Annotated in this window: 23 protein-coding genes; 12 read left to right on the top strand and 11 right to left on the bottom strand. The window is 65.7% G+C overall.

Annotated elements, in window-relative coordinates:
• Positions 1 to 3: 3 nt before the first annotated feature.
• The 3 genes from AB4061_RS10950 to AB4061_RS10960 all read right to left on the bottom strand — a co-directional run bounded on the left by AB4061_RS10950 (position 4) and on the right by AB4061_RS10960 (position 3,196).
• Positions 4 to 441, bottom strand: a complete 438-nt coding sequence (locus AB4061_RS10950; RefSeq protein WP_441633594.1) for a hypothetical protein — start codon at positions 439 to 441, stop codon at positions 4 to 6.
• A gap of 40 nt (positions 442 to 481) precedes the next feature.
• On the bottom strand, positions 482 to 2,206 hold the full coding sequence (gene recN / locus AB4061_RS10955) for a DNA repair protein RecN (RefSeq protein WP_441633596.1): 1,725 nt from the start codon (positions 2,204 to 2,206) through the stop codon (positions 482 to 484).
• Between the two features lie 72 nt (positions 2,207 to 2,278).
• Positions 2,279 to 3,196 carry an NAD kinase gene (locus AB4061_RS10960; protein WP_174422855.1) on the bottom strand — a complete coding sequence of 306 codons (918 nt, stop codon included), beginning with the start codon at positions 3,194 to 3,196 and terminating at the stop codon, positions 2,279 to 2,281.
• A 114-nt stretch (positions 3,197 to 3,310) separates the two neighbouring features.
• Here AB4061_RS10960 and hrcA point away from each other — a divergent pair, with 114 nt between their 5' ends.
• The 3 genes from hrcA (at position 3,311) to AB4061_RS10975 (ending at position 6,005) form a co-directional block, all read left to right on the top strand.
• A complete protein-coding gene (gene hrcA, locus AB4061_RS10965; protein WP_441633598.1) occupies positions 3,311 to 4,348 on the top strand; it encodes a heat-inducible transcriptional repressor HrcA in 1,038 nt (345 codons plus the stop codon).
• 112 nt (positions 4,349 to 4,460) lie between these two features.
• Positions 4,461 to 5,576, top strand: coding sequence for a ferrochelatase (hemH, locus tag AB4061_RS10970; protein WP_441633600.1), 1,116 nt, complete (start codon positions 4,461 to 4,463; stop codon positions 5,574 to 5,576).
• Positions 5,577 to 5,609: 33 nt separating this feature from the next.
• The gene (locus AB4061_RS10975; protein WP_441633602.1) at positions 5,610 to 6,005 is read left to right on the top strand and encodes an RNA-binding S4 domain-containing protein; all 396 of its coding nucleotides are present in this window, start codon (positions 5,610 to 5,612) and stop codon (positions 6,003 to 6,005) included.
• A gap of 40 nt (positions 6,006 to 6,045) precedes the next feature.
• Here AB4061_RS10975 and AB4061_RS10980 read toward each other — a convergent pair whose 3' ends face one another.
• Positions 6,046 to 6,201, bottom strand: coding sequence for a hypothetical protein (locus AB4061_RS10980; RefSeq protein WP_006160162.1), 156 nt, complete (start codon positions 6,199 to 6,201; stop codon positions 6,046 to 6,048).
• A gap of 275 nt (positions 6,202 to 6,476) precedes the next feature.
• Here AB4061_RS10980 and grpE point away from each other — a divergent pair, with 275 nt between their 5' ends.
• Both grpE and AB4061_RS10990 read left to right on the top strand, forming a co-directional pair.
• Positions 6,477 to 7,034, top strand: a complete 558-nt coding sequence (gene grpE / locus AB4061_RS10985) for a nucleotide exchange factor GrpE (protein WP_043344862.1) — start codon at positions 6,477 to 6,479, stop codon at positions 7,032 to 7,034.
• An 89-nt stretch (positions 7,035 to 7,123) separates the two neighbouring features.
• Positions 7,124 to 7,564: a thioredoxin family protein gene (locus AB4061_RS10990; protein WP_441633604.1), complete on the top strand. Its 441-nt coding sequence runs from the start codon at positions 7,124 to 7,126 to the stop codon at positions 7,562 to 7,564.
• Between the two features lie 13 nt (positions 7,565 to 7,577).
• On the opposite strand, the gene AB4061_RS10995 is transcribed toward AB4061_RS10990, so the two are convergent.
• Together AB4061_RS10995 and AB4061_RS11000 are read right to left on the bottom strand one after the other, a co-directional pair.
• A complete protein-coding gene (locus AB4061_RS10995) occupies positions 7,578 to 8,870 on the bottom strand; it encodes a phospholipase A (protein ID WP_441633606.1) in 1,293 nt (430 codons plus the stop codon).
• A gap of 145 nt (positions 8,871 to 9,015) precedes the next feature.
• Entirely contained in the window at positions 9,016 to 9,447 is a 432-nt protein-coding gene (locus AB4061_RS11000) for a DUF1841 family protein (RefSeq protein WP_441633608.1), read from the bottom strand.
• Positions 9,448 to 9,591: 144 nt separating this feature from the next.
• Here AB4061_RS11000 and AB4061_RS11005 point away from each other — a divergent pair, with 144 nt between their 5' ends.
• Positions 9,592 to 10,536, top strand: a complete 945-nt coding sequence (locus AB4061_RS11005; RefSeq protein ID WP_441633610.1) for a DMT family transporter — start codon at positions 9,592 to 9,594, stop codon at positions 10,534 to 10,536.
• An 83-nt stretch (positions 10,537 to 10,619) separates the two neighbouring features.
• On the top strand, positions 10,620 to 11,207 hold the full coding sequence (locus tag AB4061_RS11010; RefSeq protein WP_043344864.1) for a malonic semialdehyde reductase: 588 nt from the start codon (positions 10,620 to 10,622) through the stop codon (positions 11,205 to 11,207).
• 72 nt (positions 11,208 to 11,279) lie between these two features.
• On the opposite strand, the gene nth is transcribed toward AB4061_RS11010, so the two are convergent.
• Positions 11,280 to 11,924, bottom strand: coding sequence for an endonuclease III (gene nth / locus AB4061_RS11015; protein WP_441633612.1), 645 nt, complete (start codon positions 11,922 to 11,924; stop codon positions 11,280 to 11,282).
• Positions 11,921 to 12,745 carry an electron transport complex subunit RsxB gene (rsxB, locus tag AB4061_RS11020; protein WP_441633614.1) on the bottom strand — a complete coding sequence of 275 codons (825 nt, stop codon included), beginning with the start codon at positions 12,743 to 12,745 and terminating at the stop codon, positions 11,921 to 11,923. Before rsxB ends, nth begins: the two co-directional genes overlap by 4 nt.
• A gap of 190 nt (positions 12,746 to 12,935) precedes the next feature.
• Here rsxB and AB4061_RS11025 point away from each other — a divergent pair, with 190 nt between their 5' ends.
• A complete protein-coding gene (locus AB4061_RS11025) occupies positions 12,936 to 13,571 on the top strand; it encodes a TetR/AcrR family transcriptional regulator (RefSeq protein ID WP_441633616.1) in 636 nt (211 codons plus the stop codon).
• Positions 13,572 to 13,653: 82 nt separating this feature from the next.
• On the opposite strand, the gene AB4061_RS11030 is transcribed toward AB4061_RS11025, so the two are convergent.
• On the bottom strand, positions 13,654 to 14,895 hold the full coding sequence (locus AB4061_RS11030; protein ID WP_441633618.1) for a polyhydroxyalkanoate depolymerase: 1,242 nt from the start codon (positions 14,893 to 14,895) through the stop codon (positions 13,654 to 13,656).
• Positions 14,896 to 15,169: 274 nt separating this feature from the next.
• The gene (locus AB4061_RS11035; protein WP_043344875.1) at positions 15,170 to 16,366 is read right to left on the bottom strand and encodes an amino acid aminotransferase; all 1,197 of its coding nucleotides are present in this window, start codon (positions 16,364 to 16,366) and stop codon (positions 15,170 to 15,172) included.
• 157 nt (positions 16,367 to 16,523) lie between these two features.
• Between AB4061_RS11035 and uvrB the strand changes: the two genes are divergently transcribed.
• Both uvrB and AB4061_RS11045 read left to right on the top strand, forming a co-directional pair.
• Positions 16,524 to 18,626, top strand: a complete 2,103-nt coding sequence (gene uvrB / locus AB4061_RS11040) for an excinuclease ABC subunit UvrB (protein ID WP_441633621.1) — start codon at positions 16,524 to 16,526, stop codon at positions 18,624 to 18,626.
• A 100-nt stretch (positions 18,627 to 18,726) separates the two neighbouring features.
• On the top strand, positions 18,727 to 19,026 hold the full coding sequence (locus AB4061_RS11045; protein ID WP_441633624.1) for a putative quinol monooxygenase: 300 nt from the start codon (positions 18,727 to 18,729) through the stop codon (positions 19,024 to 19,026).
• A gap of 30 nt (positions 19,027 to 19,056) precedes the next feature.
• On the opposite strand, the gene AB4061_RS11050 is transcribed toward AB4061_RS11045, so the two are convergent.
• Positions 19,057 to 19,404, bottom strand: coding sequence for a hypothetical protein (locus tag AB4061_RS11050; RefSeq protein WP_441633626.1), 348 nt, complete (start codon positions 19,402 to 19,404; stop codon positions 19,057 to 19,059).
• Positions 19,405 to 19,617: 213 nt separating this feature from the next.
• Between AB4061_RS11050 and AB4061_RS11055 the strand changes: the two genes are divergently transcribed.
• Together AB4061_RS11055 and AB4061_RS11060 are read left to right on the top strand one after the other, a co-directional pair.
• Positions 19,618 to 20,109, top strand: a complete 492-nt coding sequence (locus tag AB4061_RS11055; RefSeq protein WP_441633628.1) for a low molecular weight protein-tyrosine-phosphatase — start codon at positions 19,618 to 19,620, stop codon at positions 20,107 to 20,109.
• A 48-nt stretch (positions 20,110 to 20,157) separates the two neighbouring features.
• Positions 20,158 to 22,248 carry a site-specific recombinase gene (locus tag AB4061_RS11060; RefSeq protein ID WP_441633630.1) on the top strand — a complete coding sequence of 697 codons (2,091 nt, stop codon included), beginning with the start codon at positions 20,158 to 20,160 and terminating at the stop codon, positions 22,246 to 22,248.
• Positions 22,249 to 22,288 lie beyond the last annotated feature (40 nt).

The following is a 22,288-nucleotide window of genomic DNA, read 5'->3' on the forward strand; positions in this document are numbered from 1 at the left end:
GATTCAGCTCGGCGGCATGTCGCGGCCGATGGGCTGGGTGCGGTTCGGCTTGAGCACGCGGTCAGGTTCGGCCAGTTCGATGCGAGGGGTGCCGCGCAGCGTGGCAAGCGCCTGGTCGATCGTCGCATCGGCCGACGCGGAGATCGCGGTGACCAACCACACGCCGCCCGACATGGGCCGCTTGACGACGAAGCGGATCGGCCCGGCAATCGAGGCCAGCAAGCGATCGGCGTCTTCGGACACGGTGACCGGCGGCGCGGAGAACCGCACCATGATATCGCCGACGGCGCGATCGGCGCTGATGCTGTTGAGCGGTGGCGCCGACGGGCGCTGCTGCGCCTGGCAAGCGGTCAGGGCCAGCAGGGCCAGCAGGCCGCAGGCGGCGGTGATCCGCAGCGGGCGAGCCAGTGAGCGGGAGTGCGGCTGTTTGCCGAGTGACATGGGGAAACTCCTGAATGGTTACGGGCCAGGGCGCAGGCTATCAGCCTGCGCTGCGCCGCGAGCGGCGCGCCTCCCGGGCCGTGCCGGTGGTGCCGCGCAGGCCTTGCGCGAGCATCTCCTCGGCATGTTGCACTGTGGTGGCCGTCACCGTGGTCCCGCCCAGCATGCGTGCGGTTTCGACCACGCGGCCGGCGGCGTCGAGGGCACGGATGCGCGAGCGGGTGACCGAGCCTGTGCCGTCGCGCTGGCTGGTCTCCTTGCTGACCAGCAGGTGGGCGCCGGCCTGGGCGGCCACCTGCGGCAGGTGGGTCACGCACAACACCTGGCGGGCGCGGCCGAGTTCCTGCAGGCGGCGGCCCACTACCTCGGCCACCGCGCCGCCGATGCCGGTGTCGACTTCGTCGAAGATCAGGGTGGGGGTGGGCGCGGCTTCGCTGGTAATGACGGAAATTGCCAGGCTGATCCGGGCCAGCTCGCCGCCCGACGCCACTTTGGCCAGGGGGCGCGCGCTGACGCCGGCATGGCCTGCCACCAGGAACTCGACCTGTTCCAGGCCGTGGCTCTGCCCTTCGTCGAGCGGGTGCAGCGCCACCGCGAAACTGCCGCCCGCCATGGACAGGCCCTGCATGGCATCCGTCACGGCGGCCGACAGGCTTTCGGCCGCCACCTTGCGTGCGGCGCCGAGGTGCTGGGCGATGGTGAGGTAGGCGGCGCGGGCCGCGGCCTCGCGCGCCATCGCCTTGTTCAGGTCCTGGGCGGACTGGAGATCGTCCAGTTGCTGGCGGCGCGCCATCAGTTCGTCCGGCAACTGCTCGGGCGGCATCCGGTACTTGCGTGCGGTGGTGTGCAGCGCCTGCATGCGCGCCTCCACCACCTGCAAGCGTTCGGGGTCCAGGTCGATCCGGTCGACATAGCGGTTGAGCGAGTGCGCGGCCTCCTCGACCTGGACCAGCGCCGGGTCCAGCGCCGCCAGTACGTCGCCCAGCGCGGGGTCGACGTCGGCCATCTGCCGCAGGCGCTGCACCACGCTGTTAAGCCCGGACAGCACCGAGCCATCGGCCTCGGACAGCGCCTCGAGCGCGGCGCGGCTGCCCTCGATCAGCCCGGCGGCGTGCGACAGCCGGTTGTACTCGGCCTGGATGTCTTCCCATTCGCCGGGTTGCGGCGCCAGCTTCTCGAGCTCGCCGACCTGCCATTCGAGCCGCTCGCGTTCCAGCTGCATCTCGCGCGAGCGGTGCTCGACGTTTTCGCGCTGGCGCACGCACGCGCGCCACGAGCGCCAGGCTTCGGCCACCGCACCGGCTTGCGCGGTGAGCCCGGCATGGGCATCGAGCAGCAGGCGCTGGGCGTCCGGGCGCAGCAGCAACTGATGGGCATGCTGGCCGTGGATATCGACCAGGCGGTCGCCGATGTCGCGCAGCTGGCCCAGCGTGGCGGCGGCGCCATTGATAAAGGCCTTGCCGCGCCCGCTGGCGTCGACCGTGCGGCGCAGCAGCACCGTGCCTTCGTCGCCGGTGAGATCGTGTTCGGCCAGCCAGGCGTCGAGCCCGGCCGGGGTGGAAAAGGTGGCGCTGATGCTGGCCCGGGCGGCGCCTTCGCGGACCACGCCGGCGTCGGCGCGCTCACCCAGCACCAGGGCCAGCGCATCGATCAGGATCGACTTGCCGGCGCCGGTCTCGCCGGTGAAGACGGTGAAGCCCGGGGAGAAGTCGAGGTCGAGGGTATCGACAATGACGAAATCGCGGATGGACAGGCTGCGCAGCATCGTGGTCGACGGGTCGGGGCTGGGTGATGTCAGGGGACGGATCTGGGCCGGATCGGTGCGGGCCGGGGCGGATCAGAGCCGGTTGTCTTCGCTCGGGTACTCGTGCCAGTGCAGCTTCTTGCGCAGCGTGGCGTAATAGTTGTAGCCGATCGGGTGCAGCAGGTTGACGGTCTTGGCCGAGCGCCGCACCACGATGCGGTCGCCGGGCAAGAGCGAGGTCAGCGACTGCATGTCGAAGTTCACGCTGGCGTCACGCGCCGTGGCGACCTCGATCGACACCTCGGCATCGTGCGGCAGCACGATCGGGCGGTTGGACAGCGCATGCGGGGCAATCGGCACCAGCACCAGGCCCGACAGGGTCGGGTGCAGGATCGGGCCGCCCGCCGACAACGCATAGGCGGTCGAGCCGGTCGGCGTGGAGACGATCAGGCCATCGGAGCGCTGGTTGTACATGAAGTGGCCGTCCACCGACACCGCCAGCTCGACCATGCCGGAAATGCCGGAACGGTTGACCACGACGTCGTTGAAGGCCAGCGCGGAGAAGATCACGCCATCGTCGCGCACCACCTGGGACTCCAGCAGCATGCGGGTCTCGGACTCGTAGCGGCCCGCCAGCATGTCGGGCAGCACCGAGTGCACGTCCTGCAAGGGGATGTCGGTCATGAAGCCAAGGCGCCCGTGGTTCACGCCGATCAGCGGCACCGGGTAGCCGGCCAGCTGGCGCGCCAGGCCCAGCAGGGTGCCGTCGCCGCCGAGCACCACCGCCACATCGGCATGCTTGCCGATCTCGTCGGGCGCCAGCGCCGGATAGTCGGTCAGTCCGGTGGCCAGGGCCGTGTCTCGCTCGAACACCACATCCTGGCCGTTCCTGAGGATACAGGCGGCCAGCTCTTCCAGCGGGCCCTCGATGCCGGCTGTGGCGTACCTGCCGATCAGGGCGACGGTGCGAAATGGGGCGCGCGCGGCGCCGGGCTTGGGGAGCGAAGACATGCCGGGATTAGACCATACCGCCGTGACCATTGTCAGCAGGAGGGCGCTTGGCGCCGGGCCGGATCGCCGATGAGCCGCCCGAATGGTGAAAACTTGCGTAAAATCAGGAGCATCATGGATGAACGTGCGAAAACGCTTCTCAAAACCCTCATCGAGCGCTACATCGCCGAGGGGCAGCCCGTGGGCTCACGGACCTTGTCGAAGTACTCGGGGCTCGACCTGTCTCCGGCCACCATCCGCAATGTGATGTCCGACCTGGAGGAAATGGGGTTCATTGCCAGCCCGCATACCTCGGCCGGGCGCATTCCCACGCCGCGCGGCTACCGGCTGTTCGTGGACACCATGCTGACCGCCCAGCCGCTGGATGGCGCGCTCAACCTGGCCGAGCTGACCGGCAAGATCCGGGGCCAGCTGGAGGGCCAGCAGCTCGGGCCGCAGCGGATGATCACGTCGGCGGCGCACACCTTGTCCAACCTGTCGCAGTTCGCCGGCGTGGTGATGACCCCCAGGCGCGCCCAGGCGTTCCGCCAGGTCGAATTCATGCGGCTTTCGGACAAGCGCATCCTGCTGATCATCGTCACCCCCGAGGGCGACGTGCAGAACCGCATCATCCAGACCGAGCTGCCGTATTCCCCGTCGCAACTGGTCGAAGCCGCCAATTTCATCAACTCGCACTTTGCCGGCATGAGCTTCGACAATGTGCGCGACCACCTGCGCGGCGAGCTGCGGGCGCTGCGCATGGATATGTCGCAGCTGATGCAGGCCGCGGTGGAGGCGGGGAGCAATGCCATGGCCGAGGGGGAAGACGACCATGTCTTCATCTCGGGCGAGCGCAAGCTGCTGGAGGTGGAAGACCTGTCGTCCAGCATGGAAAAGCTGCGCCGCCTGTTCGACGTGTTCGAGCACAAGACCGGCCTGCTCAAGCTGCTCGATGTCTCCAGCCACGCCCAGGGCGTGCAGATCTTCATCGGCGGCGAGAGCAAACTGGTGCCGCTCGAAGACATGGCGGTCATCACCGCGCCCTATGAAGTCGACGGCCAGATCGTCGGCACGCTCGGGGTGATCGGGCCGACCCGCATGGCCTACGAACGGGTGATCCCGATCGTCGACATCACCGCGCGCCTGTTGTCCAGCGCGCTCAGCCAGAACTAGTGTTGGCTCGGCCCTGTCTTACAAACTGCCTGTTCCCCGCATCCTGTAAGCTCGGCGAAACCTGGCGGCCGCGCGTCCTGTGCCCGCGCCGCCCCGCCACACCGGAAATTACATGACGTTTACCCCTGAACCGGCCTACCAGCATGGCCAGGCGCCGCGCACGGCCATCCTGCTGATCAACCTCGGCACCCCGGATGCGCCAACGCCGAAGGCGGTCGGCAGCTACCTCAAGCAGTTCCTGTCCGACCCGCGCGTCGTGGAGATCCCACGCGCGGCGTGGCTACCGCTGCTGTACGGCATCATCGTGCCGCTGCGCTCGCGCGCTTCGGCGATGAAGTACGAGTCGATCTGGCTGCGGGAGGCGCATATGACGGGTTCCCCGCTGCTGGTGCACACCGAGCGCCAGGCTCACGCCTTGCAACTGCTGCTGAACCAGCAAGGCCATGAGGTGACAGTGGCGTGCGCCATGCGGTACGGCAATCCGTCGATCGGCTCGGTGCTGGAAGCGCTGCGCCGCCAGGGGACCGAGCGCATCCTGCTGCTGCCGCTATATCCACAGTACTCCGGCACCACCACGGCGACGGGCTTCGACGAGGTGTTCCGGGTACTCAAGCAGTGGCGAAACCAGCCGGAGCTGCGGCTGGTCAAGCATTTCCACGACCATCCGGCCTATCTTGCCGCCTTGCACCAGCAGGTGGGGGCATACTGGGCGCAGCATGGCACGCCGGATTTCGCGCGGGGCGACAAGCTGATCCTGTCGTTTCACGGCGTGCCGCGCCGCACGCTGGAGCTCGGCGACCCCTACCATTGCGAGTGCCTCAAGACCGGGCGCCTGCTGGGCGAGGCGCTGGGCCTGCAGCCCGGGCAGTACCAGGTCACCTTTCAGTCACGCTTTGGCAAGGCGGAGTGGCTGCAGCCCTATACCGCGCCCACCCTGCAGGAACTCGGCAAGGTCGGCACTGGCCGGGTAGACGTGTTTTGCCCGGGCTTTCCGGCCGATTGCCTGGAGACGCTGGAAGAGATCGCCATGGAAGGGCGCTCCGAGTTCCATGTGGCAGGCGGCAAGGTGTTCCACTACATTCCCTGCCTCAACGATTCGGAGAGCTGGATTGCCGGGCTGGCGGAGATTGGCTTGCAGCACTTGCAGGGCTGGCCGCTGCGGCTGCCGCATCCGCATGAGCTGGAGGCCCGCCGCACGCACGCGCAGACGCGTGGCGCCGCGGCATGAGCGTGGCGCTGCCCAACGGATGGAGGTGACGACATGAGTGTATCTTTCGAGGCCGATGCCCGCCTGCGCATCGACAAATGGCTGTGGTGCGCGCGCTTCTTCAAGACTCGCTCGCTGGCTGCCGAGGCGGTGGACCGTGGCAAGGTGCAGGTCAACGGCCAGGCATGCAAGAATTCGCGCGAGGTCAAGCCGGGCGACACCGTCGTCCTCGAGGCGCATCAGCAGCGCTGGGAAGTGGTCGTAAAAGGCATTGCAGCGGTACGCGGCCCGGCCGCGGTAGCCCAGACGCTTTATGCGGAAACCGAGGCCAGCGAGGCGCGCCGGCGGCAGGATGCCGAGAATCGGCGGCTTAACGTGGAGCCTGCATCGAAGCTGCAGGGGCGCCCGACCAAGCGCGATCGCCGCCAGATCGACGGCGTCAGGGGATGAGGCGGACAGCGATTCAGGCTGTACGGACTCCCCGGCCGGGTCAGCGAACGTAGGGAATGATGTAGTGTTTGAATACCGCCTTGCCACTGCCGTATTCGGTGTCTCGCGGCGTGAAGGCGCCGGAGAGGCAGATGAAGACTGTCATCACCGATAATGCGGCGAGAAGGAAGACCGTCAGAACAGGCAGCTTATGCATGGCTAACCTTTCGAGAGTGGCCCCACTTGAATTGCATCTTCGACCCCGTTATTTTTGTCATTTTTATACGGTTTCATCTTAGGGGGTGCGCTGCAGCAAAGCAATATGACCCCTATTTCCGTAGACCCCCTCTTTGTAACCTTGTATTTCACTGCACCGTCGCGGTGCGCACTTGAAAATCCGGGGGCCTGCCACCAATTGCAGGCTACATTTGCCGATTGACCACCCGGCGGCCTGCGCTAGACAGGCCGCGCCTTTGTTTGATACGGATCGACATGGAAGAACAGAAGCAGACGCCATCCACCACGCCGCCGCTCACGCCAGCCAGCGAGGAGCTGAACACCGCCCCGGCCGGCCAGGCCGATAACGCCGCCACCGTGGACGTGGCGGCCCAGTTGGCCGCGCTTGAAGCCAAGGCCAAGGAAAACTACGACATGTTTCTGCGGGCTACCGCGGAAGGCGAGAACATCCGCCGCCGTGCCCAGGAAGACGTCGCCAAGGCCCATAAATTTGCTATCGAGACCTTTGCCGACTACCTGCTGCCTGTGATGGACAGCCTGCAGGCGGCGCTGGCCGACGGGTCGGGCGATATCGCCAAGCTGCGCGAAGGGGTCGAACTGACAGCCCGCCAGCTCGTCAGCGCCTTCGAGAAGGGCAAGATCGTCGAGCTGAACCCGGTTGGCGAGAAGTTCGACCCGCACCGCCACCAGGCCATTTCGATGGTGCCGGCGCCGCAGGAGCCGAACACCGTGGTCACGGTGCTGCAGCGCGGCTACACGATCGCCGATCGCGTGCTGCGCCCGGCGCTGGTCACGGTGTCCGCGCCCAAGTAAGCGCCACCTCTTTGCGGTCCGCCCGGCGGGCTGGCACAAGCAACGCCCGGTGCCGCTGGCCCGGGCGTTTTTCATTGCTGGAGATGTCCATGTCCACAGAGCCAGGCAACCCCGCCACGCCCGACACCGCCGTGGATCCGGCGGCGCACCTCGACCATCGCGCCTTCGACGCGTTCGGCATGCGCGAGGTGGACAGCGCCGGCATCGATGGCGCCATCGCTGCTGCTGGCGACGCGCTGGTCTGCGTTTTTTTCTGGGGCGTGGACTGCTTCAATTGCGAAATGGCGAAAAAAGCCATGCTGTCCAATCCAGACCCGGTGCGGGCGCTGGAGCTGCACTGGCTGCACGCCAATGTCTATGCGCACCCGGATATGGGCAAGCGATTCGGCCTGCACGGCATTCCGGTCTTCATGTTCTTCCACAAGGGCAAGAGGCTGGGGCGGGCCACCGGCTGGCATGGGCAGGGCCAGTTTGCCGCGGCGGTAGCCAATGCACGGCTGAAGGCTGGCGGCAAGCCGCTGGCCGGCTAGGCGCGTCCGCGCGTCAGCGTGACAGCGCGTATCCCAGCCGGAATTGCCAAGGCAGCTTGCGGTTGTAGTCCAGCAAGCTCTCGCCATAGCCGACGAAATAGCCTGCCATCAGGTAACCCGCCGTGCCGGGGATCAGCCTGGCCAACGGATACGTCACCGATGCGTCGACGCTGCCGTAATACTTCTGCGTGCCTTTGCGCAGGGTGGTAGCGAACTCCCATGAGTCCGGCTTGCCATAGGCCAGCTTCAGGTCCATGTAGCCGCGATAGCTGGCAATGTCAGTGTTGTCGTTCTTCTCGACGTAGTAGTACAGCTTGGGCGACACACTCCAGTGCCAGTTGCTCATGTCCCCCAGGTAAAACGTGGGTTTGACGAACACCATATTGATGCTGCGCGACTGGGCGCCATCGCGGCCATTCGACTCATGTTCCAGGCCAGCCGCAAGCGAGAGCCGGCTGATCACGCGGTTCTGCACGCCGGTATCCGGCAGGTAATAGAACAGGCTCGGGCGGTAGTTGGTGTCGCGGAACGGCCGTGAGTCGCTCGACAGATCCCACAGGGAAAACTGCGTGTAGCCGAAGTACAGGTTCTCGAGCAAACCGTGCGAAGCCGGATTCTCGCCTTGGTAGATGCGGAACTTGAAGCTGAACTGGAACTTGGCGTTGGCCCCGCCGTGCGCCCCGACCATGAAGTACATCGGATCGTTGAAGGTCAGCCGGCCCTCGTCTCGCAGGTCTGCCGGGACGGGCGACGCCTGGCTGGCGGCGGCGACCGGAATGACAGGGACAACCGGCACAGGCGAGGTGCTTCTTTCGGCGCTTGTGGTGGGTGCCGGGGTCGCCGCGACCTGGGCCGACGGCGGATCCTCGGCGCGCGGGGCGCGATTGAGCGTGACCAGCACGGGCGCGGCGTCGATGTCCACGGGATCCAGCCGGACCACGCCGCGCAGGTTGGGCGGCAATGGCGCACTGTACTCGACCGTGCGGTGCTCGCCCTTGCGCAACTTGATCGTCGAGGGGCCGGCGCTGACACGCTGCATGCTGAGCCTGACAGGGGCCTGCAGATCGGCCGAAACCGTGACGTCGATCGCCTGGGGGACCAGGAAGCTGCGGTTCGCACCGTCGGCGCTGAGCAACAAGGTCAGGGTCAGGGGCTTGGTGCCGTCGACCACCTTCGGCGGTTGCAGCAGCGCCACGGCAGCATGGCTCGATAGCGGCCCGGCGGCCAAGAGGGCGAGGGCGAGCAGGAGCGCGGGGGGCCTGGCCGTGGCGCGGCAGATCTCGGGCTTGAGCGTGCTGAGCAGCATGGGAGGCGGCAGCGCACCCTCGTGAAGAGGTGATGCGCACGCGGCAGGGTATTGCGACGCGGTACAGCCTATCACGTGCCTATCACGCCATGCGGCAGAATCTTGTGATGATTTGTACGCAGCCCGGGCAGGGCTGGGACGTCACCTAGCGGGTAGCGCGGCGCTGGATCGAGGCAATGTATTGCTCGCCATCCGGCGGCATGCCTGTGCGTTGCGCCTGCCAGAGCATTTCGCCGAGGCATTCCATGACCTGATGCTGCGCTTCGTGCGGTGAATCCAGGCGCTGCGCCAGGGATTCGTACGCGCGGCGGATGCCGGGGGGCTGGTCGATGGATACCTGCTCGGAGATCGACAGGTGCATGGCCAGGTGCAGGAAGGGATTGGTCTGGCCGCCTTCAGGCGTGTAGTCCTGAGCCAGCGCGCCTTCCGTGTCGGTGAGCAGGCTGTGATACTCAGGATGCTCGCCGATCCAGTCGACCGCAATGACTTCGAGCGGGGTGAGGACGCTGCCTGCGCGTTGCTTCTGCCAGGCTTCACAGAAAAAACGGCGGACTTCTTCGCGGGAGGGATTGAACATGATGGCGCTATTGTAAACGAGCGCTTCCACTGCTGCAGCGCAGCGCGAAGCGGCCCCCTCGCAAGCTGACCGAATCGGCCTGCCAGCCACTAGAATGCGGCGTTGCCCGGCGTCGCCGGGTCCATTTCCTGCCAGCGCGCCACCATGTCCGCTCCCCGTTCCTCCGCCGCCCGTGTCCGGCAGCCTCAGCAACACGCCCGCGAGCAACTCGCGGGCGTGTTGCTGATCGCCCTGTCGGCCAGCGCCTTTGGCGCCATGGCCATCTTCGCGCGCTTTGCTTACGACGCGGGCACCGATGTCTACGGCCTGCTGGCGGTGCGTTTCGTGCTGGCCGCGGGCGCCCTGGCGCTGGCGATGCGCCTGCGCGGCGTCAGCCTGCCGGGCTGGCGCAAGGTGTTGGCTCTGGCTGCCATGGGCGGCATCGGCTATGTTGGCCAGTCGTTCTGCTTTTTCACCGCGCTCAATCATGCCCAGGCCAGCCTGGTGGCCCTGCTGCTTTACCTGTATCCGCTCTTTGTCACCATCCTCGCCGCCGTTTTCCTCAAGGAACGGCTCGGCACCGCATCCGTGATCGCGCTCGTGCTGTGCTCGGTGGGTGCGGGGCTAACGGTGGGGGGCGGCCAGGGCTCGGCGCTGGGCATCGGGCTTGGCCTGGCCTCGGCCGCGATCTACTCGGTGTACATCATCGTGGGTGCGCGCGTGACGGCGGGCGTCAATCCGCTGGCCACTACCACCGTGGTGTGCAGTGCGGCCGCGGTGGTCTATGTCGTGGCTGGGGTGTTGCGCGCGGGCGCTGGCGTGCCGCCGCAGTTCCCGCTGAGCGCCGCAGGCTGGCTGGCGCTGCTGGCGATCGCGTTGCTGTCCACGGTCCTGGCGATCCTGACCTTCTTCGCCGGCTTGCAACGGCTCGGCGCGGCGCGGGCTTCGATGTTGTCCACCCTGGAGCCGGTGGTGACAGTGGTGTTGGCGGCGCTTTTGCTCGGGGAGCATGTCGGGATGACGCAGGCGTTGGGCGGCGGCTTGATCTTGGCGGGCGTGCTTTGGCTGACCAGCAAGGGTTCCGGCGCGCAGGATGTGCAACAGAATTGAACCCCTTGCTCAAATCGCTTGCGTGGCGAGGGCGGCGTCTTCGATACAATCCGCTTCTCACTTCTTGTTCAGGAACCGACCGCATGAAACCGATCGACCAGGTTGCAATCGCCCAGCTGTTTACCGAAGCGCGTACCCACAACGTGTGGCAAGACCGCCAGGTGGACGATGCCGTGCTTCACCAGATCTATGACGCGATGAAGTTTGGCCCGACGGCTGCCAACGGTTCGCCGGCCCGCATCGTGTTCGTCAAGAGCGCGGCGGAAAAGGCTCGCCTGGTCGAGTGCGTGTCCGCAGGCAACGTCGAGAAGACCCGCTCGGCACCGGTCACCGCCATCGTCGCATTCGATAACGCTTTCCACGATCAGCTGCCCAAGCTGTTCCCGCACGCTGATGCGCGTTCGTGGTACGCCGGCCAGCCGGAAAAGATCGCCCGCGATGCGCTGATGAACAGCTCGCTGCAAGGTGGCTATTTCATCCTGGCCGCGCGTGCCCTCGGCCTGGATTGCGGCCCGATGGCTGGTTTCGATGCTGGCAAGGTGAATGCCGCCTTCTTCGCCGATGGCAAGTGGTCGGTCAATTTCCTCGTGAACCTGGGCTATGGCGAGGCCGACAAGCTGTTCCCGCGCAGCCCGCGCCTGTCGTTCGACGAAGCCTGCCGCATCGTTTGAGCGCAAGCACTTCCAGATAGACAGAGACCCGCCTCGCGCGGGTCTTTTTTTGCCTGTCCGTTGTGCCTTTGCTCAGATGCGCGGCGCCTCGGTCTTCTCGCGGTATTCGCACAGCGGCTCGATCGCGCAGTGCCAGCACTCGGGCTTGCGCGCCTTGCAGACATAGCGCCCATGGAGGATCAGCCAGTGGTGCGCATCGTGCATGAACTCCTGTGGCACGGTCTTGAGCAGCTTCTGCTCCACCACTTGCACGTTCTTGCCGGGCGCCAGGCCGGTGCGGTTGGCTACCCGGAAAATATGCGTGTCGACGGCAATGGTGGCCTCGCCGAACGCGGTATTGAGTACCACGTTGGCCGTCTTGCGGCCCACGCCCGGCAGAGCCTCCAGCGCGGCCCGGTCGCGCGGCACCTGGCCGCCGTGCTGCTCGACCAGGATGCGGCAGGTCGCGATGACATGCTTGGCCTTGGTCTTGTACAGGCCGATGGTCTTGATGTACTCGATCAGCCCGTTCTCGCCCAGCGCCAGCATCTGCTCAGGGCTGTGCGCCACGGGGTAGAGCTTGCGCGTGGCCTTGTTCACGCCCACGTCAGTGGCCTGCGCGGACAGCAGCACGGCAATCAGCAGCTCGAACGGCGAGCTGTATTCCAGCTCGGTGACCGGGGTCGGGTTGACTTCGCGCAGTGTCTCGAACAGGGCGCGGCACTTGGCAGCGTTCATGAGTCCTTGGGGGCTGGGTTGGAGCCGGGCACGGCATCCGGATCGGGCTGGCACGGTGTGGCGGTGAGGCCGGCCTTGGCGCGGCGGGCCTCGGCGGCGTCGATCTGTGCCTGCACGGCAGGGGAGACGTTCTCGGTATTGCGTGGCTGCACCGCTTGTTGCTTCAGGCGCGCCCGCTCGATGGCGGCCTGGATGATGGCCTGCTTGCGTGCCTGCGCCGAGCGTTCCTCTTCACTTTGCGGGGCTTCGGCTTGCAGCGCCTGCAGTTTGGCGGCGGCCTTGGCCGCTAAGCGCGCATCGTTCTCCTCGCGCTCGCTCACGAGCCGCGAGCGGCGGGCGAGGTAGCGCGCGTGGGCCTCGTCCGCTTGCGCCTGCGACCAGGCGGCCCAGCCGGTGCGCTGCGCGCTGACGGGAACCATGGCAATGCAGTCGACGGGGCAGGGGGCCACGCAGAGGTCGCAACCGGTGCACCAGTCCGCCAGCACGGTATGCATCTGTTTGGGCGCGCCAACGATGGCGTCGACCGGGCAAGCCTGGATGCATAGCGTGCAGCCGATGCACAGCGCTTCGTCGATCACTGCCACCGCGCGCGCCTGCTCCACGCCCCGCTCCGGGTCCAGCGGCTGCAGCGGCGTGCCGAGCAGCGCCGACAGGCGGCGGATGCCCTCTTCCCCGCCCGGCGGGCAGCGATTGCAGGCTGCTTCGCCCGCTGCCATGGCTTCGGCATAGGGACGGCAGCCGTCGAAGCCGCACTTGGTGCATTGGGTCTGCGGCAGCAGGGCTTCGAGGCGATCGGCGAGGGTCTGGGAAATGGCGGTCACGACAGCTTTTGGGGTTTGCGGGTACGGCGCGGATGCCGTTCTCTTTTTTCCTGGCCGGAACGGGCACGCGGCAGGGATTATCCCCGATTTCGCCGCAGTGCAGAAACGCGCGATGATGCGCCCTTTGCCGGGGCCGCTGCGCGCAAGTTGCCCTGTGCCATAATCCGCGCAACGATTCACCAGCCGTCGCATGCGAAACGAAACCAGAACCAAGCGGGACCCCGAGGGAACACGCCGCCGCATCCTTGATGCAGCCACCGAGGAATTTGCCAAGGGTGGCCTGGCAGGGGCGCGCGTCGACCAGATCGCGCGCCGCGCCGAGACCAACGAGCGCATGCTGTATTACTACTATGGCAGCAAGGAAGGCTTGTTCCTGGCCGTCCTTGAAAAACAATATGCGGAGTTTCGCGCCGCTGAGGAGCAGTTGCACATCGTCGAGGAGGATCCCGTCGCGGCGGTCCGCACGCTGGCTCGCTTTGTCTGGGACTGGTACTACCGCAATCCCGAGTTCATCCGCCTGGTCAACAGCGAGAACCTGCACGAGGCGCGCCATCTGAAGAAGTCCACCCAGCTGCACCAGTTGATCAACCCCGTGGTTAACGTGCTTGCGGAAATCGTCAAGCGGGGCCAGCGGCAGGGCGTGTTCCGCGACAACGTCGATGTCTCGCAGCTCTACCTGACGATCTCCGCGCTTGGCTACTATGTGCTGTCCAACCGTTACACCATCAGCGCGGTGATCGGGCGCGACGTGGCGGCGCAGGATGAGCATGAGCGCTTTGCCGAATTGCACACCGATATGCTGCTGGCTTACCTGGAACGCCGCTGAGGCAACTTGCGGCCCCAAAAGAAAACGCCCGCGGCTTGCGGGCGTTTTTCATGGGTGCGGCATGCGGTTTAACCGCCGTGGCTCAACGATGCTTGAGCACGAAATCGCGCAGCTCCGGGTAAATCTCCTGGCGCCAGCGGCGGCCGGAGAAGATCCCGTAGTGGCCGCACTTGGCAGCCGTGATGTGTTGCTTGCGCGTTTTCGGAATGCCCGCGCAGAGCTCATGCGCGGCGGCGGTCTGGCCGGCGCCCGAAATGTCGTCCAGCTCGCCCTCGATCGTCAGTAGCGCGGTGCCCTTGATGTCCTGCGGGCGCACCGGCTGGCCATCGATCTCCCAGGTGCCGTTGGCAAGCCGGAATTCCTGGAACACTTCGCGGATGGTGTCGAGGTAGTACTCGGCGTCCATGTCGAGCACGGCGTTGTACTCGTCGTAGAAGCGCACGTGGGCTTCCGCGTCGTCGGCATCGCCCTCGACCAGGTTCAGGTAGTAATCGTAGTGCGAGGACAGGTGGCGGTCGGGGTTCATCGCCACGAAGCCAGCGTGCTGGAGGAAGCCCGGATACACCTTGCGGCCATGGCCCGGGTAATTCGCCGGCACCGTATAGATCACATTGTTCTCGAACCACTCGAACGACTTGTTGGTCGCGAGCGAGTTCACGGCCGTCGGGCTGCGCCGTGCGTCGATCGGGCCGCCCATCATGGTCATGGTCTTTGGCGTCTTCTCGCCAGCGGATGCCAGCAGGGAGATGGCCGCGAGCACCGGCACGGTAGGCTGGCACACGGAGATCACATGCAGGTTCTCAGCGCCGATATGGCGGATGAAGTCCTGGATGTAGTGGATATAGTCCGCCAGGCGGAAACGGCCGTCCTCGATCGGGACCATGCGGGCATCGATCCAGTCGGTCACATAGACCTTGTGGTCCTGCAGCAAGGTCTTCACGGTATCGCGCAGCAGCGTGGCATGGTGGCCCGACAGGGGGGCGCACACCAGCACCACCGGCTCATCCTTGAGCAGCTTGATGGTCTCCGGATCGTCCGCATAGCGCTTGAAGCGCACCAGCTTGCAGAAGGGCTTTTCGATGATGGTCTGTTCGACGATCGGGATGTCCCGGCCGTTGGAGCGTACCGACTTGATATCGAATTCGGGTTTTTCGTATTCCTTGCCGAGTCGGTACAGCAACTCGTAGCCGGCGGCGAGTCGCGTGGCGCCGGGCACCAGGGACATCGGGCTCAGGGGGTTGGTAAAGGTCTTGGCCGTAGCCTGCGCCCATGCGGTAAGCGGGTGCAGCATCGAGCGCTGGAATTCATGCAGCTGGTAAAGCATGACGTGGTCCCTATCAGGCTGGGGGCGAAGCTGGAATTCAACGCCTGGACAATACAAATACAACAAATACAGTTGCTAATGTGTTACCGATTATGCGCGTAATCGAACGATCGTGCGATGCAGCATATACCCTAAGGTACGCTCGCGTCGGAAAAAGACAATAGGACAAACACCGTACTTCTCGATGACAAATGCAAAAGAACGTGAAAAATTGCCATGAGATACGAAAAAGGCGACCGAAGTCGCCTTTTTGTGCACTTTTACGCGTTTTGCGTTACAGCACGGCGGCGATGGCGTTGACCACCGCATCGATGTTGCGGCTGTTCAGCGCGGCCACGCAGATGCGGCCGGTGCCCACGGCGTAGATGCCGTGCTCGTTGCGCAGCACGTCGACCTGGGCCGAGTTCAGGCCCGAGTACGAGAACATGCCGCGCTGGGACTTGACGAAGGAGAAGTCGCCCGGCACGCCCTTGGCGGCCAGCTTGTCCACCAGCGCATGGCGCATCAGCTTGATCCGGTCGCGCATCTCGCCCAGTTCCTGCTCCCACATGGCGCGCAGTTCCGGGCTGTTCAGCACGGTGGCGACCACGGTGCCGCCGTGGGTCGGCGGGTTGGAGTAGTTGGTGCGGATGACGCGCTTGACCTGCGACATCACGCGCTGGGCTTCTTCCTTGCCCGTGGTGACGATCGACAGTGCGCCCACGCGCTCGCCGTACAGCGAGAAGCTCTTCGAGAACGAGCTCGACACGAAGAAAGGCAGGCCGGATTCGGCGAACAGGCGCACGGCGGCGCCGTCCGGCTCGATGCCTTCCGCGAAGCCCTGGTAGGCCATGTCGAGGAACGGGATCAGGTTGCGTTCCTTGATCAGTTCCACGACTTGCTTCCACTGCTCGGCCGACAGGTCGACGCCGGTCGGGTTGTGGCAGCAGGCGTGCAGCACCACGATGGTGTTGGCGGCGTACGACTTGAGCGACTCCACCATGCCGGCGAAATTCAGGCCGTGGCTGGCAGCATCGTAGTAGGCGTAGTTGATCACGGGGAAACCGGCTGCCTCGAACAGGGCGCGGTGGTTTTCCCAGCTCGGGTCGCTGATGGCGACCTTGGCGTCCGGGTACAGGCGCTTGAGGAAGTCGGCGCCGATCTTCAGCGCGCCGGTGCCGCCGAGTGCCTGAGCAGTCACAACGCGGCCTTCGGTGATCAGCGGCGATTCCTTGCCGAACAGCAGGGTCTGCACGGCCTGGTCATAGGCGGCGATGCCTTCGATCGGCAGGTAGCCACGCGGGGTGGCGGTGGTCAGGCGGGCCTTTTCGGCTTCCTGCACGGCGCGCAGCAGAGGGATTTTCCCTTCGTCGGTGAAGTACACGCCAACACCCAGATTGACCTTGGTGGCACGGGTATCGGCATTGAAGGCTTCATTCAGGCCCAGGATCGGGTCGCGCGGGGCCATCTCGACGGCAGAAAACAAACTCATTTGGGATCTCGTGGTCAGCTATGTAACAAAACGGGAAGGCGTAGAATGCTCCGGACTGCGCTCGGGAGTGCGGGCGGCCCCCATCTTGATACCGGGCCGCCAACCCCAAGATTCTAGCGTATCTGCCCGTTTTCCTGAGGTTTTCCCCTACCAGCTTATGTCGAATCTCGTTGAAGTCGCGCCCGCGCTGGATGAAGAGAAGTTCGCGACCTTTCCCGGCTCGCCGTTCCAGCTTTACCAGCCCTATCTGCCGGCGGGCGATCAGCCCGAGGCGATCCGCCAGCTGGTCGAGGGGGTGGAGGACGGCCTGTCTTACCAGACCCTGCTGGGGGTGACCGGTTCGGGCAAGACCTTCACCATGGCCAACGTGATTGCCCGCATGGGCCGTCCGGCCATCGTGTTCGCGCCCAACAAGACGCTGGCCGCACAGCTGTATTCCGAGTTCCGCGAGTTCTTCCCGCGCAATGCGGTGGAGTATTTCGTCAGCTACTACGACTACTACCAGCCAGAAGCCTACGTGCCGCAGCGCGACCTGTTCATCGAGAAGGATTCCTCGATCAACGAGCATATCGAGCAGATGCGGCTGTCGGCCACCAAGAGCCTGCTGGAGCGGCGCGACACCATCATCGTGGCCAGCGTGTCGGCCATCTACGGTATCGGCAACCCGTCCGAGTACCACAAGATGATCCTGACGCTGCGCACCGGTGACAAGATCAGCCAGCGCGATGTGATCGCACGCCTGATCGCCATGCAGTACACGCGCAACGAGACCGATTTCCAGCGCGGCACCTTCCGCGTGCGCGGCGATACGCTGGATATCTTCCCGGCCGAGCATGCCGAGCTGGCGGTGCGCGTCGACATGTTCGACGACGAGATCGATTCCCTGCAGTTCTTCGACCCGCTCACCGGGCGGGTGCGGCAGAAGATCCCGAGGTTCACGGTCTATCCGTCGAGCCACTACGTGACCCCGCGCGAGACCGTGCTGCGGGCGATCGAGGACATCAAGGTAGAGCTGCGCGAGCGCCTGGACTTCTTCTATAAGGAGAACAAGCTGGTGGAGGCGCAGCGGCTGGAGCAGCGCTCCCGCTTCGACCTGGAAATGCTCTCCGAACTCGGGTTCTGCAAGGGCATCGAAAACTACTCGCGGCACCTGTCGGGCGCCAAGCCGGGCGATCCGCCGCCAACGCTGGTCGACTACCTGCCGCAGGACGCGTTGATGTTCCTGGACGAGTCGCACGTGCTGATGGGGCAGTTCAACGGCATGTACAACGGCGACAAGGCGCGCAAGACGACCTTGGTCGACTATGGCTTCCGGCTGCCGTCCGCCCTGGACAACCGCCCCCTCAAGTTCTCGGAGTTCGAGGGCAAGATGCGGCAGGTGATGTTTGTCTCCGCCACGCCGTCCAATTACGAGAACGAGCATGCGGGCCAGGTGGTGGAGCAGGTGGTCCGGCCCACCGGCCTGGTTGATCCGATCATCCACGTGCGTCCCGCGACCACGCAGGTCGACGACCTGCTGTCCGAGATCCACCAGAAGGTCTCCGTCGGCGAGCGCGTGCTGGTGACCACGCTGACCAAGCGCATGTCCGAGCAGCTCACGGAGTTCCTGACCGAGAACGGCGTCAAGGTGCGTTACCTGCACTCGGACATCGATACGGTGGAGCGCGTGGAGATCATTCGCGACCTCCGCCTGGGTACCTTCGACGTGCTGGTCGGCATCAACCTGCTGCGCGAGGGCCTGGATATTCCGGAAGTCTCGCTGGTGGCGATTCTCGACGCCGACAAGGAAGGCTTCCTGCGCGCCGAGCGTTCGTTGATCCAGACCATCGGCCGCGCAGCCCGTAACGTCAACGGCACCGCCATCCTGTACGCGGACCGGATGACCGATTCGATGAAGCGGGCGATCGGTGAGACGGAACGCCGCCGCGCCAAGCAGATCGCGTTCAACGAAGCCAATGGCATCGTGCCGCGCGGCGTGGTCAAGCGCATCAAGGACATCATCGACGGGGTCTACGACCCTGGCGAGGTCAAGGCCGAGCTGCTGGCCGCGGAGGAGCGCGCCAAGTACGAGGACATGAGCGAGAAGCAGGTTGCGAAGGAGATCAAGCGGCTGGAGAAGCAGATGTTCGAGCACGCCAAGAATCTCGAGTTCGAGAAGGCCGGGCAGGTGCGCGACCAGCTGGCCAAGCTCAAGCGCCAGGTCTTTGGCGCCAGCGGCGATGGGGAGCACCTGCCGCCGCCTGCCGCGGCCGCGTCCTGAGGGCGTGGGCCCTGCCTCGGCCACACGCCTGCGGGATGCAGGCGCGCGGCTTGGCTACCGCCTATAGTTGGAATCCCGGACAGTGGTGAGGAGATGTTCCATGGTCAAGCTCGCTCTGTGGGTTCCGCTGCATGCGAAGCCCGGCAAGGAAAAGGAAGTCGAGGAATTCCTGCTCGCCGGCTTGCCGCTGGTGCAGGCCGAAGCCGGCACCACGGCATGGTTTGCGCTGCGGCTCGGGCCATCCACGTTCGGCATCTTCGATGCGTTTGCCGATGAGGCCGGGCGCAACGCCCATCTGTCGGGCAAGGTGGCCGAGGCCCTGATGGCCAAGGCGCCCGACCTGTTCGCCAAGCCGCCTTCTATCGAAAAGCTGGATGTGCTGGCGGCCAAGCTGCCCTGAGCCGATTTGCCTGCTTGCCTGCTAGTCTTATCAGACCTTCGGGGGCAGCGAGCGCAAACGCTTGTTGACTTCCAGCAGGGTGTCGCACTTGTCCGCGCTGGCGGCCTCGCGCGTGCTGATGAAGTCCACGATGGCGCGCAGCGGTTCGCGTTGCGCGGCGCATGTGGTGGCTGGCGCCGGTGCCGAGGCAGGGACAGGGGCAGGGGCCGAGGCAGGGCAGGCGGCACCGATTTCTTTCTCCAGGCTATGCCGGACCACGGTGAGCAGGCTTTCGCAGCCTGCGCCGGAGGCGGCGTCCGCGGATGGCTCGGCGGCGTTGGCCAGGCTTGCGCAAAGCAGAAGGGGTGCCAGGAGGAGTGGGCTGAGGCGGAGGTTCACCGCGCGATTATGCGGTGGGCGGCACCTTCGCGTCATCTTTTTTGCCTGGTGGCTTCAACCGGCATGCTGGCGCTCCCGTGAGCGTGGTCCCGCGGGCAGGGCTGTAGAATCCGGCTTCGTTGTGGCAGCCGTGCCCGGTGCGGTGGCTGCAAGCCCGTCGCACGTGCCGCCTTTTGTCGTCTTGCTTTCGGCGCTGGATAGCGCCACACCCCTATGAAGAAATACGCCATCTTGATGTGTTGCATGGGAAACATCTGCCGTTCTCCGACCGCCGAGGGCGTGCTGCGCGCCAAGCTGGAGGCGGTCGGACTGGCCGATCTGGTCGAGCTGGATTCCGCCGGCACGCATGGCTATCACATCGGGCGCGCGCCCGATGCGCGCTCCCAGCGTCATGCGCTAGCCCGTGGCTACGACCTCTCCGCGCAACGCGCGCGCCAGGCCGTGGTGCAGGATTTCGCCCGTTTTGACCTGCTGCTGGCCATGGACCAGGACAACCTGGCGGCGCTGCGTGCCATCTGCCCGCCTGGCAGCCAGGACAAGCTGCGCCTGCTGATGAGCTTCGCCAGCCGGCACGCCACGGACGAAGTGCCGGATCCCTACTACGGCGAGGGTGATGGCTTCGAGCGCGTGCTCGACTATGTCGAGGACGCCTGCGATGGCGTGATCGCCATGCTCCGTGCCAAGGGGCTTGGCGGCGCTACCTGATTGCGCTCGGCCGCCCTTGCAGCCTTTCCATCACTTTCACGAGGATTCATGTTTCGTTCCCTGTTCCGCAAATGGCGCGAGTCGCGCAATGCCAGCCTGCAACTCGACGCAATCCTGGCGGCAGCGGACCCGGAGGCGCCGCTGGCCGACCGCAACGGCTGGCTGATCGAGCTGGGCTACTGGATCCGGCGCGACGGGCTGCCGGGCGCCGAAGGCGTGGCGGCTGACAAGAGCCGCCGGGAGCACGTGCGGCTGCGCTACCTGCTGCAGGTGCTTGGCCGCAATCCGGAAGTGGCGGGACGCTTTGCCCGCATGGTGCGTTCCATCGTGCGCGATAACGATCCGGTCACCCTGCTGTGCGACACCGGTGTGGCTTCCCACCCGGGCTTCTGGAGCGAGGTGCTGAACCGCTTGCAGGCGCGGTTCCTGCCGCCGCCGCCCAACCGTAGCGATATGGCGGGCCTGTTCGCACTGCTGTTTATCGATGGCAACGATGCCGACTGGGTCGAGGCGCTCGATGGCGACCTGCTCGATCGGCTGGGTGCCGTGCTACGCGCCGACGATCCGCAAGCGCGGGGCGAAGCCGCCGCGCCGCCCGAATGGGATCGTTTCGACCGCACGCTGGCCACCAGCATCCAGGTGCTGGTCAGCCAGGTGCGTGCTACCGGACTGAGCCAGGCAATCCGTTCGCGCCTCAAGGGCAAGGTGCAGGACACGCCGTTTTTTCGGCTGGACAGCGCCGTGCAAGCCTTGTGCGAAGAGGAGGAGGCGGCGCACGGCGGCGAGGCTTTCGCGCACCGGCTCAACTATTTCCGCGCGCTGCTCGATGGCTGCCACCAGGCGGCTCAGCGCGTGTACGACGACTTGGAGGAGAACGGCGTTTCGGTGGAGGTGGTGTTCCAGATCGAGCGCATGAAGGTCCGGCTCGCGCGCATCGAGCTGTTGCTGGCGACCTGGGTCGAGCCGCAGCGGCGCGGCCGGCATGCCCACCTGATCGCGGCGCTGATCCGCTCCACCCAGGCGCGGCGCAGTATCGGGCACCTGGCGGGCACCTCGTTTTCGCAACTGGCGCGCAAGGTGGTTGAGCGCTCGGCCGAGACCGGCGAGCACTACATCACGCGCGATCGCCGCGAGTATCGCGAGCTGATGCGGGCCGCCGCCGGTGGCGGCTTGATCACCGTTGGCACGGTCTATCTCAAGTTCCTGATCTATGGGCTGCACCTGGACAAGTTCATCGAGGGCCTGCTGGCCTCGCTCAACTATGCGGGCAGCTTCCTGGTGATCCACTTCGCGCATTTCACACTGGCCACCAAGCAGCCGGCGATGACCGGCCCGGCACTGGCGCACCGGCTCGATGCGGTCGGCAGGCCGGAGGGCCGGGAGATCTTCGTTGACGACACCATCGCCATGATCCGCTCAAACGCCGCGGCGATTTTCGGCAACCTGGCGGTGGTGTTCCCGGTGGCGATGGGCATCCAGTGGCTTGCCAACCGCATCCTGGGCGCCAACCTGATCACACCCGCCAAGGCGATCGCCACCATCGAGTCGTTTTCCATCCTTGGCCCCACGCCGGTCTACGCCATCTTTACCGGGGTACTCTTGTGGCTGTCCAGCCTGGTGGCGGGCTGGGCCGACAACTGGTTCGCGCTGCACAAGGTGCATGACGTGATGGTGTACAACCGCCGCCTGCGCTATGTGCTGGGTGCGCAGGGAGCCACGCGGATGGCGGACTTCTGGAAGCGCAATATGTCGGGGATCGCCGCCAATGTGTCGCTGGGGCTGCTGYTCGGGCTGGGGCCGGAGATACTCAGCTTCTTCGGCCCCCACATGGAAGTGCGGCACGTCACCTTGTCGACCGGCTCGGTGGGCACCGCGATCGGCGTGCTGGGCTTCGCTGTGCTGAAGCTGCCGTCGTTCTGGCTGGCGGTGGCGGGCATTGCGCTGATGGGGCTGCTGAACGTTGCTGTGAGTTTCGCGCTGGCCTTCAATATGGCGCTGGGCTCACGCAGCCTGCGCCGGGTGGATCGCCGGGCGCTAAGTTCGGCCGTGCGGCGGCGCATCCTGAAACACCCCTGGTCGCTGATCGTGCCGCCGCGCGCGCCCGTTGGCACGGCCTCGGCGGAGCAGGGGCGGGTTTGATGCGATGCGGCAGGGGTACTTGACTGAATTAGTCGACTTC

This window comes from Cupriavidus sp. YAF13, from assembly GCF_052113425.1.
In the GTDB taxonomy this organism is placed as follows: Bacteria; Pseudomonadota; Gammaproteobacteria; order Burkholderiales; family Burkholderiaceae; genus Cupriavidus.

What these genes read in the sequence shown, in the direction of transcription:
- AB4061_RS10950 (WP_441633594.1), bottom strand. Translation starts at nt 441, where the DNA reads ATGTCACTCGGCAAACAGCCGCACTCCCGCTCACTGGCTCGCCCGCTG.
- recN (WP_441633596.1), bottom strand. Translation starts at nt 2,206, where the DNA reads ATGCTGCGCAGCCTGTCCATCCGCGATTTCGTCATTGTCGATACCCTC.
- AB4061_RS10960 (WP_174422855.1), bottom strand. Translation starts at nt 3,196, where the DNA reads ATGTCTTCGCTCCCCAAGCCCGGCGCCGCGCGCGCCCCATTTCGCACC.
- hrcA (WP_441633598.1), top strand. Translation starts at nt 3,311, where the DNA reads ATGGATGAACGTGCGAAAACGCTTCTCAAAACCCTCATCGAGCGCTAC.
- hemH (WP_441633600.1), top strand. Translation starts at nt 4,461, where the DNA reads ATGACGTTTACCCCTGAACCGGCCTACCAGCATGGCCAGGCGCCGCGC.
- AB4061_RS10975 (WP_441633602.1), top strand. Translation starts at nt 5,610, where the DNA reads ATGAGTGTATCTTTCGAGGCCGATGCCCGCCTGCGCATCGACAAATGG.
- AB4061_RS10980 (WP_006160162.1), bottom strand. Translation starts at nt 6,201, where the DNA reads ATGCATAAGCTGCCTGTTCTGACGGTCTTCCTTCTCGCCGCATTATCG.
- grpE (WP_043344862.1), top strand. Translation starts at nt 6,477, where the DNA reads ATGGAAGAACAGAAGCAGACGCCATCCACCACGCCGCCGCTCACGCCA.
- AB4061_RS10990 (WP_441633604.1), top strand. Translation starts at nt 7,124, where the DNA reads ATGTCCACAGAGCCAGGCAACCCCGCCACGCCCGACACCGCCGTGGAT.
- AB4061_RS10995 (WP_441633606.1), bottom strand. Translation starts at nt 8,870, where the DNA reads ATGCTGCTCAGCACGCTCAAGCCCGAGATCTGCCGCGCCACGGCCAGG.
- AB4061_RS11000 (WP_441633608.1), bottom strand. Translation starts at nt 9,447, where the DNA reads ATGTTCAATCCCTCCCGCGAAGAAGTCCGCCGTTTTTTCTGTGAAGCC.
- AB4061_RS11005 (WP_441633610.1), top strand. Translation starts at nt 9,592, where the DNA reads ATGTCCGCTCCCCGTTCCTCCGCCGCCCGTGTCCGGCAGCCTCAGCAA.
- AB4061_RS11010 (WP_043344864.1), top strand. Translation starts at nt 10,620, where the DNA reads ATGAAACCGATCGACCAGGTTGCAATCGCCCAGCTGTTTACCGAAGCG.
- nth (WP_441633612.1), bottom strand. Translation starts at nt 11,924, where the DNA reads ATGAACGCTGCCAAGTGCCGCGCCCTGTTCGAGACACTGCGCGAAGTC.
- AB4061_RS11025 (WP_441633616.1), top strand. Translation starts at nt 12,936, where the DNA reads ATGCGAAACGAAACCAGAACCAAGCGGGACCCCGAGGGAACACGCCGC.
- AB4061_RS11030 (WP_441633618.1), bottom strand. Translation starts at nt 14,895, where the DNA reads ATGCTTTACCAGCTGCATGAATTCCAGCGCTCGATGCTGCACCCGCTT.
- AB4061_RS11035 (WP_043344875.1), bottom strand. Translation starts at nt 16,366, where the DNA reads ATGAGTTTGTTTTCTGCCGTCGAGATGGCCCCGCGCGACCCGATCCTG.
- uvrB (WP_441633621.1), top strand. Translation starts at nt 16,524, where the DNA reads ATGTCGAATCTCGTTGAAGTCGCGCCCGCGCTGGATGAAGAGAAGTTC.
- AB4061_RS11045 (WP_441633624.1), top strand. Translation starts at nt 18,727, where the DNA reads ATGGTCAAGCTCGCTCTGTGGGTTCCGCTGCATGCGAAGCCCGGCAAG.
- AB4061_RS11055 (WP_441633628.1), top strand. Translation starts at nt 19,618, where the DNA reads ATGAAGAAATACGCCATCTTGATGTGTTGCATGGGAAACATCTGCCGT.